Below are 19340 nucleotides of genomic sequence, written 5' to 3'. Positions count from 1 at the left end.
TTAGCACAACTTGTTTAACTCATTGAATGTTGTTTGAATTCTTCACTTTTAAAATAGGATACCAACTCGTCATAGCAGTTCTCTTGCTGAGGACGAACCAGTTTTTCAAGCTGATAATGAACTGTAAATTCAGGTGGAATATTCTCAAGAATTGGCGGCAGTTTTTTCTTACCTCCAATGGTAATTCTCTCAATAAACCCTGCCAGCCATAAAATGAATTCGTCCCGATGTTGATGATGTGGCACCAAGCTCACATCAATATTCAAGGCATCTTCGCGTAAAGGCTTTTGGAAACCTTCCTGAAAATCAATATACTGGTACAGCAATTTCATTTCAGTGCCCTTGATTTCCTTTCTCACCTCTTTAATTAAAAAATTTAGATATTCAACAGGCTTTTGCGTAAATTTTTTTTCATCTTTAAACTTGTTATATACTTTTTCCGCTATACGCAAATATTGTGGCATTTCTTATATCCTCCATTTATCTATACAGGATAAATTATGGAGATATCCTAGTTATCATTTGTAATGATTGTTTAGTTTTATTTTTACTATGTAACTGTAATGTTTAAAGAAAATTCTGAGCAGCGCAGTCAGGATTCACCATTAGACCAAGTAAAAAGAGTGATATTTTTAACATTTTTGAATCTTAATGATATCGGTTAGATGCTTTCCTGTTTCTCGCTCTGTATGTTGATATACAATTTGTAATATTTGCTTCGTCTCCAAATTTTTTAGGAAAAGAAGAATATTTTGCATCTCCTCAATATCATAGCCATATCCTATAAATAAGAACTCACCTACACCTAACTCATTAATATTTTCTTCAAGCCTAAGCATTTTATTCATAGCTTTACCTTATTATTTTCGCACTACTATTTCATAATAATATAAAACCATTAATTAGAAGTTATTCTAAACACTCCAACAACAACCAATATTCAAATATTATTTATCTAGCTTATAACTTTACAATAAAACAATTTCAAAAAATTCTATTTATAATAAAAATCCAAATATTAATTTTAATAAAAATAATTTTTAATTGAAATTAATTATAAGAACAAATGATTACCATTTTTTAAAATTAAAAATATAACTTACACTTTACTCTACAAAATTCTCTTAATTATTCTAATGCTGATTCAGTATTCATACTCCATAAGAGGAGAGTTAATTCAAGTCAAAATAAGATGACAATACATAAAAGTGATTCTCTTAAAAGCAAGACCAGAACAATACATGAGCTTAAATAAAAGCTAAAGATGAGATGGATAAGCACACAAGAAATCACCGCTCTGTGCATATCACTAAGTGAGTCAATCCGACTGAATCTCAAGGTTACACGTAATAATAGTGTTAACAATTTAATAAATAAATTTAGTTAAATCTTACATTTAATCGGGTTTTACTAGAGAGAATACTTATCACTTGAAGAATGAGAGCAAATGACGTACCAAAACGAAATACAGACTTTAACCAATCTTGCAACTACCTTTCGGGAAGCTTTAGATCACGTGACGAATGGGTTTATTACAGGAGCATTTAGTAAATTTCCAAAGGAATGTGGTTCTGATGCCTGTGACCTATTGCAGTATTATTTACTTAATGTCCATTATATTAAGTCTGATTATCGGGTCGGAAAAGTTCAGATTTCTTCACGCACACCAGAAATCGCGCACTGTTATTTGGTTGTGAATGGCGTTATTCTTGATCTTACAGCCGATCAATTTCATAAAGAATGGTTTCCTAAAGTCATTGTTTGTGAAAGTGCCCAGTATCCTTTGACACCTTATTTTAAATATGTGCGTAGTAAATCTGGACAAGACCTCATTCCATTAAACCCTTATTTACAGTCTATTTATGATCAAGTGTTAAAATATTTACAAAGAAAATAAGTTTATCTTTCAAGTGAAATATTCGAGTATAAAATACAGTCTTATTATTTTATACTCGAACAAAAAAGAGTAAAGTCCAGCGTTATTCTAAAAATTAAAAGGTGCTGTATTGTCTAATCCTTTTCTACTCCCCGCATACAGCTTCTGTATTCGCATTTGATGTGACATCATCTGTAAATGCTCAAAAAAATGATGCATATTGGTTGCCCATTTGCTCATATCTTTATCTGCGATCAAATATGTGTTGATATCCCCAACAAAATCCATGTCATGTATCTGCACCCGATCAGCAAAATGTGATTGCTGTACATAACTCACAGGCAAAATCGCAAGCCCAACGTCTAGGCTGACGCAACTGACGATGCCATCTAGACTGCCCATTTCTATGATATTCGCTGCCGGAAGTTGAAATGATGAAAGAAAGGAATCAATTGCTTTGCGATAACTACAGCCTTGCTTGAAGGCAATAAATTTCTTTTGAACCAGATATTCGTTTGAAAGTTGTTGTGGCGCTTGTTTTGAAGAAATTAAGACCAGTTTCTCTGTCCAGATATGAAAATTAAACATGCCTTCGATCGGGGCATGATTGGCAACAAATGCACAATCCAGCTTGGAGGTTTTTACCAAATCGATCAGCTCCCGACTCGGGGCAGTCGATAAGGCAAAAGGAAAATCGGGCGCAGATTCTTGTAAATCACGAAATAAGGCTGGAAGCCTCACCGCCGCTGTTGTTTCCATACTGCCAATTTCTAAAGGACAACGGGCTGCCAATTGGGTATTACAGAAGGTATCCAGCAGCTCTTGTTGTAGATCGAGCATTTTTTCTGCATAACCATATAACTGTATACCTGCCCGAGTCGGCTGAATTGGATTCTGCCGATGCAACAGTTCAACTTTAAGTTCGGTTTCTAGTTTCCTGATATGACTGGTGACATTGGACTGTACCGTATGCAATCGCTTTGCGGCTTCGGAAAAACTGCCTAACTTCACCACTGCCATGAACATTTCTAAAGACTTAATCTGCATCGCTATCACTATTAAAGATAGTTTGTATCAATTCAAATCATTTTACATGATTAATGACTCTTGTTTAAATTTTATTGAATTTCTCCAGATATCATGCTGATTCAAAATGAACGTGTCTAAACTTATATTTCTCATCTGTATTCTAAGTTGTTTTAGCTATGGGCTTTTTCTGGTCGATAGCAAAATCTTTGGCAAAGCACGACCTTTAGATCACATCAACTATAGCGATTAAATTTTGGTGCTGAACATGATCAAGACTGAGGGAATAAACGCTCATAAGCAGCAAACACTGCAATCCGCATTCTGTGCAGCGCTGATTATGGCGATTGGGATGGGATTTGGCCGCTTTGCATTCACGGCGGTCTATCCACATATGATTGAGGAAGGCATCCTAAGCTTGCATAGTGCTAGTGTCGCTGCATCCGCTAACTATGCAGGCTATTTGTTTGGGGCTTTATTCGCAATTAAGATCCAGTCACAGCACAGTTATTTCACCTGTGTATTCGCAACGGTAGGTACAGCACTTTGTCTCACCCTTCTTGCTTATGTAGATTCAGCTTCGGTCATTATTTTTATTCGTGGTCTTGCTGGTGTATTGAGTGCTTTTGCTATGATTTCAGCCTCGTTATGGCTGTTAGAACAACAGAAGCAAGCGCATCAAGCCCCTATTTTATATGCAGGCGTTGGTCTTGGGATTGCCTTTTCCGCTGAACTTTTGGTTTTTGGCACACAACTGGGATGGCAGAGTAAAAGCTTATGGTTATTGCTTGGGCTGTCTAGTTTTGGCCTTGGCTTCGCTGCTATTGTGGGTTTATCTCGAGCTCAGCCCAGACAGGTTATAGAGTCGCATCTCTCTCATGGCAATACTCAACAGCCCAAAGCTGTCTCATTGATTCTGATTTATGCCTTGGCAGGTTTTGGCTACATTATCACGGCAACCTATTTACCCCTACTGGTCAAACAGGCCTTGCCGAATATTGACGCGGCACACATCTGGGCGATCTTCGGTTTGGGTGCGATTCCTTCTTGTTTTTTCTGGCATTATCTACATCACAGACTTGGGACACGAATCGCTTTATCTTCTACTCTGGGAGTACAGGCCGTTGGTGTTGTCTTACCTATCATGCTGCCAACCACTTTAGGTTATCTGTTGAGTGCGTTACTGGTGGGTGGAACCTTTATGGGAACTGTGACCATTGCCATGCCTGTCGCACAGCGAATCGCACGTCAAAGCAAAAGTAATTTAATTGCTATCATGACCGTTGTCTATGGTCTCGGTCAGATCATCGGACCAATTGCAGCAAATACCCTATTTTCAATCTATCACACCCTCAATAGCTCACTAATAACTGCTGCGGGGGCCTTATTGGTTGCCACACTGATGAGTCTAAAATCAACTGAGGCGATTCATTAAGCTGAAATAGATGGCTTAAAAAACCTTCATCTGCTTGTATTGTTGCAACTCATCCAAGGAGTTAATGCTATGACAAAACAGGCTTTGCTTCTGAAATGCCACCGTCTGTCCATTCAATTGTTTTAAACAATCTCGCAAGCTGAGTTTGTTCTCAGCGATTGCTTGTTCCAGCACCGATAAACTTTCTCGCTTCAGCAAACAAAATGGATATAAAGCATCTCCATTCATTGTGACGTAGGCTACTTGTGTTTGAAGATTCTTGTGTAAAGCACGATGCAGTTTGACTAAAACCTGATTGGGAATATAAGTCACATCACAGGGAATAAATAAAACATAGTCAGCTTTAATATGCGACCATGCGCTTTTCATGCCCATTAATGGGCCTAGAAAACCCTGCTGATCATCGGCATAGCATTGAATATCTGGTTCAATCTGTTGGTAAATCGAACGATCACGATGGCTATTCACCCAAATCTGTTGTACTTGGGTCTTAAAATGCTCAGAAATTTTTAACAGTTGAATCTGATCATCGAACTGTTGCAGTAGCTTGTTCACGCCATTCATACGACGTGCTTGCCCTCCCGCCAAGATCACCAGATCTGTAACGGGATATTCTGTATTCATTCTTCTGCCTCCAGTTGACAGGTTTTGATCAAGCCACGAATTTCAGGTAAGCAGGAACCACAATTTCCGCCTGCTTTTAAAAATGCAGTGACTTGTTTTTCATGCGTGATATTTTGCGTTTTAATGGCTTCAATAATCTTATTTTTACCCACTTTAAAGCAACTACAGACCAATGGTCCATCATTATTTGCAGCGGACATTGGCATACCCGCCAGCAGTGCTTTACGATGCAGAGCACTTAATCTTTCACGTTTAAATAGGCTCGCCACCCAATCCCGATCAGGCAATAGATCGGCAGGAGCGATATATAAACTGGCAACCAGAATACCTTCTTTTAAAATCACACTATGACTGAGTTGCGATGAAATATCTTCAAGGCTTAACCATTCATAAGTTTCATCGACAAAAGGCAGGAAGCTTTTTAAATTCTTTTGGGTTTGATCAATACTCTGACGATCAGCAATTTCATAACGAATGGCTTTTGCAGTTTTGATCTTGGTCCACCACGCACAATTTTGTAATGAAGCTTTGATATGATGTTCAAAACCTTCACGTACATAGAGCACACCTTGCCAAGTGGTATGGAACGGCTGAATTGCGACAGGGGTATGTTTAAATTCAGGTTCACCTGAAATCGCATCCACCACAGGATTGACCACTTTACCAATCCGCGCATCAGAAGCGACTTGTTCAGTCCAGTGAATCGGTGCAAAGATTTGGCCACGGCGAACCCCTTGTGCCAAGGTCACACGCAGCACGCAGCGGCCCCATTCCGAACGAACCTCAACCAAAGCTTTATCACGAATACCAAATTTTAACGCATCATTCGGGTGAATCTCACAAAATGGTTCAGCGCGGTGTGTGGTGAGATTTGCCGATAAACCCGTGCGAGTCATGGTATGCCACTGATCACGAATACGCCCCGTATTCAACACCAAAGGATAATCTTCAGAAATCGCATGCACTGGATCTATAGCCACGGTTGGAATCAATTTGGCTTTTTGGTTTTTATGGCTAAAACGACCTCGATCAAATAGCTGCTCCACCGCAACACTTTGACCTTTCTCCCATACAGGCCATTGGATTGGGCGTAGAGAGTTATATTCATCCAGACTTAAATTCATGAGGCCTTTCAAATTGAAATAACGGAAATTTTCAACTTGGTCACGTTGGTCAACACTGGCATTTTGATAAGCCGATAAAGCCGCATGTTCATTAAAAATGTCACAGGCATGATTAAAATCAAAACCATTAAATCCTAGTTTTTTCGCAACCTGAGCAACTGCCCACCAATCGGCTTTGGCTTGTTTTGGCGGCGTTAAAAATGCACGTTGACGTGAGATACGGCGTTCAGAATTGGTAACTGTGCCATCTTTCTCCCCCCAACCCAGTGCAGGTAACAACACATCGGCATAAGCCGTGGTATCGGTATCTGCACAAATATCAGAGACCACGACAAACTCACATTTTTCCAATGCACGCTTGACTTGATCAGCATCAGGCAAACTCACTACAGGATTGGTTGCCATAATCCAAATGGCTTTAATTTTGCCACTTTCCACTGCTTGGAATAAATCAACTGCTTTTAAGCCTGCTTGCTTGGCAATCACAGGGCTGTCCCAGAAATCTTGTACCAGTTTTTGATGTGAAGGATTGTCCAAATCCAGATGTGCAGCCAACATATTGGCGAGTCCACCCACTTCACGACCGCCCATGGCATTGGGTTGACCCGTCATTGAAAATGGCGCTGCGCCTAATTTGCCAATTTTCCCAGTCAGTAAATGACAGTTGATAATGCTATTGGCTTTGTTCACCCCTTGAGAGGATTGATTCACGCCCATTGAAAATAGCGTAATCACTTTCTCCGTCTTGGCAAACTTATCAAAAAATAGTTGTAATTTTTCTGCGGAAATCCCTGTTCGTTTCACTAATCCATCAAAATCTTGTTCGCTGGTACTCGCAGCTAAAAGTGCCGCTAAACCTTCGGTATGGGTCTCTACAAAATGTTGATCGATACAATCATTGCGGTACAAATACTGAAACAAGCCGTTAAATAAAGCCACATCCTGACCAGGTAAGATTGGCAAATGTAAATCCGCTTGCTCACAGGTACTGGTAAAACGAGGATCAACCACCACTACAAATAAATCTGGATTCTTGCTTTTGGCCTGCATGATGCGTTGATACAGAACAGGATGACACCATGCTGTATTGGAACCGACTAAAACCACCATGTCAGTATGTTCAAAATCTTCATAACTGGCTGGAACAATATCTTCACCAAAAGCACGTTTATGCGCCGCAACCGCAGATGACATACATAAGCGTGAATTGGTATCAATATTGGCAGAGCCTAAATAGCCTTTTACAAACTTATTCACCACATAATAGTCTTCCGTCAGCAACTGACCTGAGACATAAAATGCAACGCTGTCTGCGCCATATTGATCAATACAGGCTTGAAACTGATCTGCAATTTTCTCAATGGCTTGATCCCATGTGGTGACTGTACGATGGTTTTTACGACCAAACATCGGATGCAAGACACGAGTTTCCAAGCCCACTGTATCAGCTAAATTACTCCCCTTGATACACAATCGTCCAAAGTTTGAAGGATGATTCATATCACCAGCGACTTGTACCGTCGTGCCATGCGCTTTATGTTGCACACTGACATCCACACCACAGCCCACGCCACAATAAGGGCATGTTGTTTTTGTTATGATTGTTTCTGCTTGATCGGAGCGACTGTGTTCTAGATTTTGAATACTGTTCATGACTGCCCCTTTTACCTCATTAATTCACTGAACTCTACGTTCAACAAAAAGTCTTTCTGAGTTCTTCTCCAGTTTCAGCTTAAACAATCTTTCTAAAACTAGATTTTTCTCATCACCCACTACCGTGACAGGCGGCATGGATGCCGCCTTGTTGAACTGCGGTAGCAAGGACGTACCGTCAGTTCAACAAAGGATTTTTGTTACTTTTCATCCTTGAAAAGTAAGGCAATGCCTTTAAAAATAACATCTGCTCATACATGAAATATGCGGCAATGCCATTAATACGTAACCTATTCTTCACGAAAAAGTTAACTTTTACCCTGCCTTTTTCATTGCAAAATCCTTACCAAATAACAGCTTGTTTCTAAATGTAGAAACAGGTGTTTGATCTGCAATCAACTCGGCATACCACATGCCATCTTCCGTATCACCAAACAGAACCGCACCAATCACTTTGTCTTTCTGGATAATGATACGCTTATAAATTTGACGCTTATCATCATTGAGGATGATGTCTTCATAATCCTCTTTCGGTTCACTATTTTCTAAATCAATTCGCCCAGCCGAGAATACGTCGACACCACTGACTTTTAACTGTGTTGGTACGGTTGGTGATTTAAAGGTCAAGCTGCCATGTTCAGCCAAATGCGTTGCACAAATAAAGGCTTGTCCCCACAGGGGTTCAACCAAACCAAAAGTTTGATTACGATGCTCGATGCATTCTCCCACAGCATAGATACTTGGATCAAAAGTCTGCATGGTGTCATTCACCAAGATGCCACGATTACAACGTAGTCCTGCACTTTGAGCCAAAGCAATATTCGGACGAATCCCGACCGCAAAAATCACTAAATCTGCATCTAACACAGTTCCATCTTTAAGGCGGACTTGACTGACATGCCCCTCTTCACCAATTAATGCTTCGGTATTGGCTTCCGTAATAATATTGATGCCCTTTTGCTCAATACTATGGCGCAACATACGGCTGGCACGACCATCCAACTGACGTTCCATAATTCGATCCATCAGGTGTAGAACCGTCACATTCATGCCACGTTGTTTCAGTCCATACGCCGCTTCCAGGCCCAGCAAACCACCACCAATCACCACGGCATTCTTCTTGGTTTCGCAATATTTGATCATGGTGTTGACATCATAAATATCACGGAAGCTGATCACGCCTTTTAAATCCACGCCTTGCACAGGCGGAATAAACGGCGATGAACCAGTTGCAATGATCAAACGATCATAATCAACGCTTTCGCCTTTCTCGGTATGTACCACTTTACGAGTACGATCAATTTTTACCGCAGGATCATCAGCGATAAATTGAATCCCTTTATCGCGATACCATGCATGTGGATGCAGCATGATGTCATCAATGGTTTTTTCACCTGAAAGCACTGGTGACAGCATAATACGGTTGTAATTGCCCCAAGGTTCCTCACCAATCACCGTCACCTCATAGCGATCTGGTGCCATGTCCAGTAAGTCCTCTAAGCAACGCATACCCGCCAGACCATTGCCAATCAGCACCAGTTTCAGCTTTTCTTGCGCAGCGCCATTATTGGTAATATAGGTTTTTTGCGGAACAGACCCGACCCAAACACGACCATTTTCAATTTTGGTTGGAAAAACCAATAACTTTTGGTCTTTATCTTCCAGACAGCGACCCGTCGCTAAACTGAAATGTTGCTTATAAATCGGCGATGCAATCACACGTTCACCTTGTAAATCGCCAATAATGCCACGGCACATCACATTGGCTTGGCTAAACGGGTCCTTATTGCTTAAAGCATAAATGCGTTTTTCATGTCCAACACGAAACAGTGCAACCGATTGACCTTCAATCAATGCGCCTACACCTGTATTCGGTGTGATGTCATCCAAAGCACACACCTCAACCCATTGATTTTCTGGCAGCATATTCATGCTCTTTAAACTGGTCATTTGAATTCTCCTTATGCTTCAACCATTGGGATACGATCGACTGAACGTTCAGCGTCATTTAATGGGCGAATCTGATCACGCACTTGAGTAAATTGAATATGTGGATCAGCTTGCTCTTCTGCACTGGCGTTGATATAGGTTTGGAAACGTTTACGGATTTCAGGATCTTCAACCGCGGTACGCCATTCATCTTGATAAGTGCCAATCACATGGCTCATACGGCTTTCGAGTTCTTCGGCAAGCCCTAGCGAATCATCGACAATCACCGATTTAAGATAATCCAAACCACCTTCCATATTGTCACGCCATACACTGGTGCGCTGTAAACGATCTGCGGTTTGGATATAGAACATAAAGAAACGATCGATATAGCAAATCAAGGTTTGGGTATCAAGATCAGATGCCAATAGCTCTGCATGACGTGGTTTCATGCCACCATTCCCACAGACATACAGGTTCCAACCTTTCTCAGTTGCAATCACCCCTACATCTTTACCTTGTGCCTCTGCACATTCACGGGTACAACCCGACACAGCCATTTTCAGTTTATGTGGTGAACGTAAACCTTTATAACGATTCTCAAGTTCAATCGCCAAGCCAACAGAATCATCGACGCCATAACGGCACCACGTACTACCGACACATGATTTCACGGTACGTAATGATTTACCGTAAGCATGACCTGATTCAAAACCTGCTGCGTTGAGCTCTTCCCAAATAAACGGGAGTTGATGGATTTGCGCACCAAATAAGTCGACTCGTTGTCCACCTGTGATTTTGGTATACAGGTTATATTTCTTGGCAATTTGACCGACAGCGATTAAACCATCTGGGGTGACTTCACCACCTGCCATACGTGGCACAACCGAGTAAGAACCATCTTTTTGAATATTGCCCAAGTAGTAATCATTACTGTCTTGTAGACCCGCATGGCTTGGTTCAAGTACGAAATCATTCCAGCACGATGCCAAAATATTGGCCGCCATTGGCTTACAAATATCACAGCCTAGACCATGACCATGTTGCTGAATCAAATCGTCAAAGGTCTTGATTTCATTGACACGAACCAAGTGATAAATTTCTTGGCGTGAATATGGGAAGTGCTCACAAACATGGTTATTGACCGTTACACCTTGACGCTGTAACTCAGATTTCAACACTTGCGTCACTAACGGCGCACAACCACCACAGGCTGTCGCTGCTTTGGTACATTTTTTCAATGCACCTAAAGAAGTTGAACCGTCACAAATCGCTTGGCAAATATCGGCTTTAGAAACGTTATTACATGAACAAATGGTTGCACTATCAGGCAATAAATCGACACCACTGCCACCTGCTTTAGCACCTGAATCGGCAAATCCAGGCATGATCAAACTTTCAGGCGTTTCTGGAAGCGTCAAACCATTCAACATCATTTGCAAAAGATCATTGTATTCTTTGGCATCACCGACCAAGACCGCACCAAGCAATTTGGTTTTGTCTGCGTCAACCACAATTTTTTTATAAACCAATGCATCCTCATCAGCATAAAAATAGCTGAGTGAGTTTGGCGTCATCCCATGCGCGTCACCGACGGAGGCAACATCAACACCCATCAATTTCAATTTGGTGCTCATATCTGCACCTGCAAAACAATGCGTATCTTCGGCTAAGATATGTTTTGCCGCGATTCGTGCCATGTCATAGCCCGGTGCAACTAAGCCATAAATTTTGTTATCCCACAGTGCACATTCACCAATCGCATAAATATTGTCATTTGAGGTTTGGCAATAATCATTAATTTTAATCCCGCCACGCTCACCCAATGCTAAGCCACTGACACGCGCTAATTCATCACGTGGGCGAATCCCTGCCGAGAATAAAATGATATCGGTTTCAAGCGCGCTACCGTCGGCAAATTTCATCACATGTGTTGCACTTTCACCCGCTTCAATACATTGTGTGGCTTTTTGGGTGTGAACTTTAACCCCAAGATTTTCGATTTTACGGCGCAATACTTTACCGCCAAGATCATCGATCTGTACCGCCATCAAACGTGGTGCAAATTCCACCACATGGGTTTCCAGATTTAAATCACGTAGTGCTTTGGCAGCTTCCAGCCCCAATAAACCGCCACCAATCACTACACCTGTCTTCGCATTCAGACTTGCTGCACGAATCGCATCCAAGTCTTCGATGGTACGATAGACAAAACAGTTTTCACGGTCATTGCCTGAGATTGGAGGAACAAAGGCATATGAACCTGTTGCTAATACCAATTTGTCATAATGAATCACATCACCGAAATTGGTGGTCACTGTTTGCTCAGCAGGATTGATCTCAACTGCTTTGGTGTTTAATCGGAGGTCAATACCATGTGCGTCGGCAAAGTCAAAACGAGCCAGTGATAAGTCTTTTGCTGTTTTACCAGAGAAATATTCAGTCAAATGTACGCGGTCATAAGCAATACGAGGTTCTTCCGCAAGAATGGTAATTTCTAATTCATCATCCGCTTTCTCCAAGATGGCTTCGATGAATTTATGTCCCACCATACCGTGACCAATCATCACTAATTTCATTGTGTTTCTCCTAAAATCTGACGAATGATTAAGCTATGCTGCTTTGTTCTGAGCCACGTTCTAAAACGGCCTGTTCAAACAGACGTTGTTCTTTTTCTTTATGTTCGACTGAGAAGCGGATCAACATGACTGAACCTGCTGCAAAGACGACTAGGCCACCTAAAACCATTAAACAGGTTTGAATATCGACCATACCTTTTAATAGGAAGCCTGCTGCAACTGCACCCACATTGCCGCCTGCCCCAATAATGCCTGCCACACCGCCTAAAGCATCACGATCAATGAATGGCACTAAAGCGTAAGTTGCACCACAAGCCATATGGGTAAATAGTGCAAATACCGTCATACTCATCATGGCAAGTGCAACACTATTCATTTGTGAAAACAGCATCAGGAATAAACCTTCACCCAAGATCAGGATAAACAGCACTTTGGTACGACCATCCAGTCCTTTTTTCATTGCGACTTTGTCTGAAACCAGTCCACCTAAGGCACGAGCAAATAGAGCCAATAAACCAAAGATTCCCGCAGCTAGACCTGCTTCTTTTAATCCGAAATTGAAGTGCTCGACGTAATACATCGCGATGATGTTGTGCATGAAAATTTCGATACCGAAACACGCGGCATAAGAGGCAAACAATATCCAGACACGATAGTTGCGTGCTGCGTGCATCAAGATTGCAACACCACCTTTTTTGTCACTTCCAACCACGACACCTTGCTCGCGCAATGCTTTAAAGTCGCCTTGAGGACAATCTTGGGTAAGCTTCCAGTAAAGGATACCGACGATCACCATCATCACACCTGGGACGATCAGCGCAATTCTCCAACCCATCGCTTGTTCAACACCAAACATCACCAATGCAGCCAATAGCAATGGCATCAAAGCTTGTGTAGCACCACCACCCGCATTACCCCAACCCGCTGAGGTGGCATTTGCGGTTCCCACCACATTTGGCGCAAACATAATGCTGGTATGGTATTGCGTGATCACGAAGCTGGCACCGATGGCACCAATCAGCAAACGGAAGAAAAGGAAGGATTCGTAACTGTTGGCTGCGGCTACACCAAATACAGGAATACTGCCGATGAGTAACAAAGCGGTATAGGTTTTACGTGGGCCATACTTATCACACAGTGGCCCGACAATGAGGCGGACTACAATCGTGATTGCAACAGCAGCAATATTGATATTTGCGATTTGGTCTTTGGTTAAATGGAATTCACCTGCGATCACCGGCATTAAAGGCGCACAGGCAAACCAAGCAAAGAAGCAAACAAAGAAAGCCAGCCAGCTCATGTGGAATGCCCGCATTGCTGGTGCAGAAAAGTTAAATAACTTGATTGAAGTTGCTTTTTTAGCAGATAAATCTAAAGACATAGCCATCTCCCATACTGAACGTAATTTGCGTTGTTGACACATCAGGTTGTGTAAACAAATCGATCAGATCGGACATCGTTGGCCGTCTTATAACTTTACAAGTCATCTTTGACTCATGAGATATTTAGCAATTGCTATGCCAATTTTTTAAAACACACCTTCAAAAACAGGTTAAATAATTGTTTTATATTAATTATAATTAAAAACATTCTCCTAAAAATGCATTCTATTTTATTGCTATATTCATAAAAATAAGAAATGAACTGTTTTACAGCAGCCTTGAAACCGCCTCAAAAAAACTCTTTTTCCGCACCAAAAATGCGCATTTTTATTTTGTGTTGGCTGGTCACATCTTTTTCATTTTTCTTTCTATCAATCGCAGTACACTAATCTCTATGAAGCATCTGGCCATGAATGCAGATCGAGATTTAACCCCTCATTGACTGGCATTAAATTTGCTTCAAAACAATCGTCTCTATCCTATACCGCACATGACCTTAGATGTGCTTTGACTTAGCGTTTGACCTTTATACTTATGCCGAAACTCAAGATCGCTCTTATTGATGACGACCAGGCTCGGGCTGAATACCTAAAAGCATGCTTGATTGAACATGACTTTGATGTGGTGGCTTGTTTTACGCTGGATCACTTCAATCTATTTAAACTCGAACACCTCCAAGCAGATGTGATTCTGCTGGATATGGATCATCCACATCGTGATGTAATCGAGAGTTGTGTCAGCAACTTTGATCTACCGACTGTCCTATTTACCAAAAATGCAGATAAAGACACCATTAAACAAACCATTGACGCGGGTATTACCGCCTATATCGTCGATGGTATTGACCCAAGCCGCTTACATACCATTCTCGATATTTCCATTGAGCAATATAAGAAACATAAAAAGCTGGAAGGTGATCTCAAAGATGCCAAGACCAAACTGGCAGATCGTAAAGATATTGAAAAGGCCAAAGTGTTGCTGATGCAATTACATGGGTTGACCGAAGATACCGCCTTTCAACTGCTCAGAAAAAATGCCATGAGCCATCGCATGACCATTGGAGAAATGGCTCGGCGCCTCCTTGATGCTCAACAACTTTTAAATAATCAATTAAAGGATGAGTAAATGGTTCATTCTATCGTATTAGAAAAAACTGACTTACAACTGGGCTATATTCCTTTACTCGACTGTGTTGCACTGCTTTGGGCCAAACAGCGTGGTTTTTTTGCCGAAAATGGATTAAATGTTCAACTGGTCAAAGAAGCGTCTTGGGCAAGTTTACGAGACCGTTTGGCTTTTGGCCTGCTAGATGCTGCCCATTGCTTATCCGCCATGCTTCCTGCTGCGGCTATAGGCGCTGATCAGATAGGTATTCCGCTGCAAACACCCTTAGTGCTAAGTGAAAATCGTGCCTTTATTAGCATCAGCCAAAAATTATGCTATCAACTGAATATTGATTCCCAAGATTCGGCTGAGTCTTCTGCCCATAAAGTCGTTGAATATATCCAGAATAACCATCCTTTGTCTCTCGCTCATGTATTTCAGCATTCAATTCATCATTATTGTTTAAGAGAATGGCTGGCCTTGGCCAGTCCTGAATTAGCACAATCCATTCAGTTAAAAACATTACCTCCACCCTATATGGTTGAAGCCATCAGCAATCACCTGATTGATGGATTTTGTGTGGGCGAACCGTGGAATACACAAGCTGAAATTCAGGGCCTGAGCCATATCGTCTGCTCCAGCCAACAGATCATTCCCAATGTTGCAGATAAAGTGCTTGCCGTAACTCAAGACTGGGCCAAACAGCACCCCCATACACTCATTGCACTGAGCCGTGCGATTCTGAAAGCACAACAGGAATTACGAGAACTACAAGATTTTACTCAGGTGTGGCAAATGCTGATGGACTTTGATGTGATTCAATTTCCATGTTCAGCAGAGATTCACGTCGAGAAGTATTTTAGTATTCAGAAGATTATTCGGAACTTCGTACAAAATAGTGCTGAACCGAAAGCAGAAGATTTTGAATGGCTATTTCAGCAAATGTATAAATGGAATGATGTTGCGTCAGAAAAAACCACCTATCTTGAACAAGCACAGCACTGTGTCTTGGGCTCGATTTATCAAGCTGCCAAAGAAAGTTAAATCTTGGACAAAAAAAAGCTGTCTTGAAGTACCAAGACAGCATTGAAAGACCCATAAAAGATTACGCCAATCAGATGTAATCTTTTAAGTGATTGTTATCATATTGAAGTCATGCATATCTTTTTCGGACATTTTTATGTCATTAACTGCCATCCAGAATCAGGGATTTCATCATTTTTGCCAATGGCAACAACAAGCAGAGTGTTCAATCCATAAGCAGCACAATAGGTCTCTATATAGTACCTACCCACGAAATGAGAATACTCAGATGAAGGGAGAAGAATTTAAGCCTGATCATTTGCTACAGCCGATTAAAACGAGAATGAAAACCAAGATTAAAAAACATAAAATCAATAATTTACAATAAAAAATATAGATTCCATTATTCAGGCTTTCAAACACTAGTTTCCACGATACATTGATCGACAAGTCATGTAAAAACAAACAGGCTTCGGCAAGATTGACTGCTGAGTTACACAAATCCCATGAACGAATTGGGGCAATTCAGTTTAAAATATAAAAAAACGAAAATACGCTGAAATTTGTCATATTTTAACATTGCCAATTCCTTGCAAAGTTTTCATTATATGCACCATGCTTGGTATGCAACTTTCTTCATCAATTAAAAGAATTTATAAAAAAATTGCAGAAATTTATGCCATAATAAGCAAACTTTGCAGACATCTTGCAAAAAATATTTGCAGTTTTAGAATTGGAGCAGGCTGAATGAGCTCAACCATTTTGGTGATTCACGGACCGAATTTGAACTTGCTAGGAAAGCGCGAACCAGAAGTTTATGGTTATCTCACTTTAGATGATATTAACCAGCAACTCACCGCTCAGGCTAAACACGCATCACTTACACTAGATACTTTTCAAAGCAATTGGGAAGGTGCGATTGTCGATCGCATTCATCAGGCACAAGCTGAAGGGGTAAAATTTATCATTATCAACCCTGCTGCCCTAACTCATACATCAGTTGCTTTACGCGATGCCCTTCTCGGCGTTGCCATTCCATTTATTGAGGTTCATTTGTCAAATGTTCACGCCCGTGAAGCATTTCGTCATCACTCATATTTATCAGATAAGGCCATTGGCGTGATTTGTGGCTTAGGTGCGAAGGGTTATTCCTTTGCACTCGATTACGCTATCGAAAAAATTCAATCTTCTAACTAATTTTAAACACATTAGGAATGCTCACTCATGGATATCCGTAAAATCAAGAAGCTCATCGACTTGATGATTGAATCTGACTTACAAGCGATTGAAGTTAAGGAAGGTGACCAGTCCATCTCATTAACTCGTCCTACTCCTGTTTATGCAGCAGCGCCTGTTGCGGCAGCGCCAGCAGCTTCTGCTCCAGCGGCTCCAGCAGCTAAAACACCACGTGGTGCAGTTGAAACTTCTCCAATGGTTGGTGTGTTCTATGCAGCACAAAGCCCGGGTGAAGCACCATTTGTAAATGTAGGTCAAACAGTTTCTGCGGGTGAAACACTTGGTATCATCGAAGCGATGAAAATCATGAACCCGATCGAAGCAACAAAGAGCGGTGTTATTGAAGAAATCTTGGTGAAAAATGGTGAAGTGATCCAATTCGGTCAACCACTTTTCCGCTACCGTGCTTAATTTGTTTGGGGATTCCGATGTTGCAAAAAGTATTAATTGCAAACCGTGGTGAAATCGCTTTACGAATTACTCGGGCTTGTAAAACTCTTGGCATTAAAACAGTTGGTATCTACTCAGATGCTGACAAAGACTTGATGCATTTACGCTTCGTTGATGAAGCTGTATGTATTGGGCCAGGTACCACAAGTGAAAGCTATTTAAATATTCCTGCGATTATTACTGCTGCAGAAATTACAGGTGCAGATGCAATCCACCCTGGTTATGGCTTCTTGTCTGAAAATGCTGAATTTGCTGAAATTGTAGAAAGCTCAGGTTTCATTTTCATTGGCCCTCGCCCTGAACATATCCGCCTCATGGGAAATAAGGTTTCTGCCATTATTGCCATGAAAAAGTCAGGTGTTCCAACCGTACCGGGTTGTGACCATGCAGTTACGATTCACAATGCACTTGCTGAAGCCAAAGAAATTGGCTTCCCGTTGATCGTAAAAGCTGCCGCAGGTGGTGGTGGTCGTGGTATGCGTATTGTAGAACGTGTCGACACCCTACTTGAATCTGTTCAGGCTGCACAGCGTGATGCTGAAATGTGGTTCGGTGATGACACCGTATATATGGAACGTTTCTTACAGAAGCCTCGCCATGTCGAAGTTCAGGTTCTTGGTGATGGTAACGGCCATGCGATTCACTTATATGATCGTGACTGTTCTTTACAACGTCGCCATCAAAAAGTATTAGAAGAAGCACCTGCACCAAACTTACCAGAACAAGCGCGCGCTGATATTCTGGAAGCATGTGTCAATGCATGTAAATTGATGCAATACCGTGGCGCGGGAACATTTGAGTTCTTGTTTGAAGATGGTGAATTCTTCTTTATTGAAATGAATACACGTGTTCAGGTTGAACATCCTGTGACTGAGATGGTGACAGGCGTCGACATTATTGAACAACAGCTTCGCATTGCTGCTGGTTTAGGTCTAGAGCTTGAACAAGAGCAAATCGAAGTAAAAGGTCATGCGATTGAATGTCGTATCAATGCCGAAGACCCAACTACATTCCTGCCTTCACCAGGCAAGATTGAAAGCTTCTATGCACCAGGTGGCGCGGGTATTCGTCTAGACTCACATATTTATCAAGGTTATAGCATTCCGCCTTACTATGATTCAATGATTGCAAAATTGATTGCTCATGGTAAAGATCGTGAAACATCTCTGGCTCGTATGCGTCAAGCCTTAGATGAAATGATTTTGACTGGGATTAAAACCAATATTCCATTGCATAAAGATCTTATCCTGCAAGATAAGAACTTCTGTGAACAGGCAATGGATATTCATTACCTAGAAAAGCATTTACTTAAACAGCTTGAACCGCAAGCTGAAAAAGCCTAAATAAAAAAGCCTCTTAAATAAGAGGCTTTTTTATGTCTACCGATTCATTAAGGTAAAACACGACGCAAGGTAGCAAAACATTTATCGCCCTTCTCGCTGGCACAGAAATCAATGGTGTGATCGTTTGACCATTTCACAAAATACTGAGAAACCTCACCTGTTTGATCCTGAGCTTGGCCAGAACAATCCTTTTCATTATTGTCATATTTAATCTGTAAGATCAGCGCAGGTAGCCGCTCTTTATGATCTTCAGAAGGTTGATAATCATATAAACCGTAAGACCATTCCTGTCCGCTTTTAATCACCACATCGCTGGAACCACGAAAATTATAGTACTCAACACATTTTTTATTATTTGGAATTTCCATTCCCCATAAACCCATAATTTCAGGGCGTGTTGTTACACGAATCGCATTCGCTTTAGCCACTTGCTGAGGCGTTGGCGCTGCCTTGTTATTTACGACCGTCTCTGCCATAGTCCATGTTGAGCAAGCCCATAATAATCCAATAATATAAATATTTTTCATAGATTTAATTAAGTCGTCATCTAAAACGG

16 protein-coding genes are annotated in these 19340 nt (G+C 41.3%); 7 read left to right on the top strand and 9 right to left on the bottom strand.

Annotation, left to right across the window (positions count from 1 at the left end; genetic code table 11):
• Positions 1-14: 14 nt before the first annotated feature.
• Together PJ15_RS01390 and PJ15_RS01385 are read right to left on the bottom strand one after the other, a co-directional pair.
• Positions 15-464: a hypothetical protein gene (locus PJ15_RS01390; protein WP_047427085.1), complete on the bottom strand. Its 450-nt coding sequence runs from the start codon at positions 462-464 to the stop codon at positions 15-17.
• A 168-nt stretch (positions 465-632) separates the two neighbouring features.
• Entirely contained in the window at positions 633-848 is a 216-nt protein-coding gene (locus PJ15_RS01385; RefSeq protein ID WP_047427082.1) for a hypothetical protein, read from the bottom strand.
• A gap of 599 nt (positions 849-1447) precedes the next feature.
• On the opposite strand from PJ15_RS01385, the gene PJ15_RS01380 reads away from it, so the two are divergent.
• Positions 1448-1897, top strand: coding sequence for a hypothetical protein (locus PJ15_RS01380; RefSeq protein WP_004771956.1), 450 nt, complete (start codon positions 1448-1450; stop codon positions 1895-1897).
• Positions 1898-1984: 87 nt separating this feature from the next.
• On the opposite strand, the gene PJ15_RS01375 is transcribed toward PJ15_RS01380, so the two are convergent.
• A complete protein-coding gene (locus PJ15_RS01375) occupies positions 1985-2929 on the bottom strand; it encodes a LysR family transcriptional regulator (protein WP_052138562.1) in 945 nt (314 codons plus the stop codon).
• A gap of 241 nt (positions 2930-3170) precedes the next feature.
• Between PJ15_RS01375 and PJ15_RS01370 the strand changes: the two genes are divergently transcribed.
• Positions 3171-4337, top strand: coding sequence for a YbfB/YjiJ family MFS transporter (locus PJ15_RS01370; RefSeq protein WP_052138540.1), 1167 nt, complete (start codon positions 3171-3173; stop codon positions 4335-4337).
• Between the two features lie 15 nt (positions 4338-4352).
• Here the strand turns inward: PJ15_RS01370 and PJ15_RS01365 are convergent, their stop codons facing one another.
• The 5 genes from PJ15_RS01365 to PJ15_RS01345 all read right to left on the bottom strand — a co-directional run bounded on the left by PJ15_RS01365 (position 4353) and on the right by PJ15_RS01345 (position 13627).
• The gene (locus tag PJ15_RS01365) at positions 4353-4961 is read right to left on the bottom strand and encodes an NTP transferase domain-containing protein (RefSeq protein ID WP_047427079.1); all 609 of its coding nucleotides are present in this window, start codon (positions 4959-4961) and stop codon (positions 4353-4355) included.
• Positions 4958-7738: a nitrate reductase gene (locus tag PJ15_RS01360; RefSeq protein ID WP_047427076.1), complete on the bottom strand. Its 2781-nt coding sequence runs from the start codon at positions 7736-7738 to the stop codon at positions 4958-4960. Before PJ15_RS01360 ends, PJ15_RS01365 begins: the two co-directional genes overlap by 4 nt.
• A 315-nt stretch (positions 7739-8053) precedes the next feature.
• The gene (gene nirD, locus PJ15_RS01355) at positions 8054-9688 is read right to left on the bottom strand and encodes a nitrite reductase small subunit NirD (protein WP_047427073.1); all 1635 of its coding nucleotides are present in this window, start codon (positions 9686-9688) and stop codon (positions 8054-8056) included.
• 11 nt (positions 9689-9699) lie between these two features.
• Positions 9700-12246 carry a nitrite reductase large subunit NirB gene (gene nirB, locus PJ15_RS01350; RefSeq protein WP_047427070.1) on the bottom strand — a complete coding sequence of 849 codons (2547 nt, stop codon included), beginning with the start codon at positions 12244-12246 and terminating at the stop codon, positions 9700-9702.
• Positions 12247-12274: 28 nt separating this feature from the next.
• Positions 12275-13627 (bottom strand): MFS transporter, encoded by a 1353-nt coding sequence (locus PJ15_RS01345; protein ID WP_047427067.1) that lies wholly within the window; start codon positions 13625-13627, stop codon positions 12275-12277.
• Positions 13628-14162: 535 nt separating this feature from the next.
• On the opposite strand from PJ15_RS01345, the gene PJ15_RS01340 reads away from it, so the two are divergent.
• The 5 genes from PJ15_RS01340 to accC all read left to right on the top strand — a co-directional run bounded on the left by PJ15_RS01340 (position 14163) and on the right by accC (position 18784).
• Positions 14163-14753 carry an ANTAR domain-containing response regulator gene (locus tag PJ15_RS01340; RefSeq protein WP_004771946.1) on the top strand — a complete coding sequence of 197 codons (591 nt, stop codon included), beginning with the start codon at positions 14163-14165 and terminating at the stop codon, positions 14751-14753.
• Positions 14754-15776, top strand: coding sequence for an ABC transporter substrate-binding protein (locus PJ15_RS01335; protein ID WP_047427064.1), 1023 nt, complete (start codon positions 14754-14756; stop codon positions 15774-15776).
• A 726-nt stretch (positions 15777-16502) separates the two neighbouring features.
• Positions 16503-16952, top strand: coding sequence for a type II 3-dehydroquinate dehydratase (gene aroQ, locus PJ15_RS01325; protein ID WP_004771942.1), 450 nt, complete (start codon positions 16503-16505; stop codon positions 16950-16952).
• A gap of 27 nt (positions 16953-16979) precedes the next feature.
• A complete protein-coding gene (gene accB / locus PJ15_RS01320) occupies positions 16980-17402 on the top strand; it encodes an acetyl-CoA carboxylase biotin carboxyl carrier protein (protein WP_004771941.1) in 423 nt (140 codons plus the stop codon).
• A gap of 17 nt (positions 17403-17419) precedes the next feature.
• Complete coding sequence (accC, locus tag PJ15_RS01315) at positions 17420-18784, top strand: acetyl-CoA carboxylase biotin carboxylase subunit (protein WP_004771939.1); 1365 nt, start codon at positions 17420-17422, stop codon at positions 18782-18784.
• 47 nt (positions 18785-18831) lie between these two features.
• On the opposite strand, the gene PJ15_RS01310 is transcribed toward accC, so the two are convergent.
• The gene (locus PJ15_RS01310; protein ID WP_032864027.1) at positions 18832-19311 is read right to left on the bottom strand and encodes a hypothetical protein; all 480 of its coding nucleotides are present in this window, start codon (positions 19309-19311) and stop codon (positions 18832-18834) included.
• Between the last annotated feature and the right edge of the window lie 29 nt (positions 19312-19340).

The organism is Acinetobacter sp. neg1 (assembly GCF_000788125.1).
Lineage (GTDB): Bacteria > Pseudomonadota > Gammaproteobacteria > Pseudomonadales > Moraxellaceae > Acinetobacter > Acinetobacter vivianii.
The sequence above is the reverse complement of the archived record's forward strand: the minus strand, read 5'-3'. Positions and strand labels throughout refer to the sequence as shown.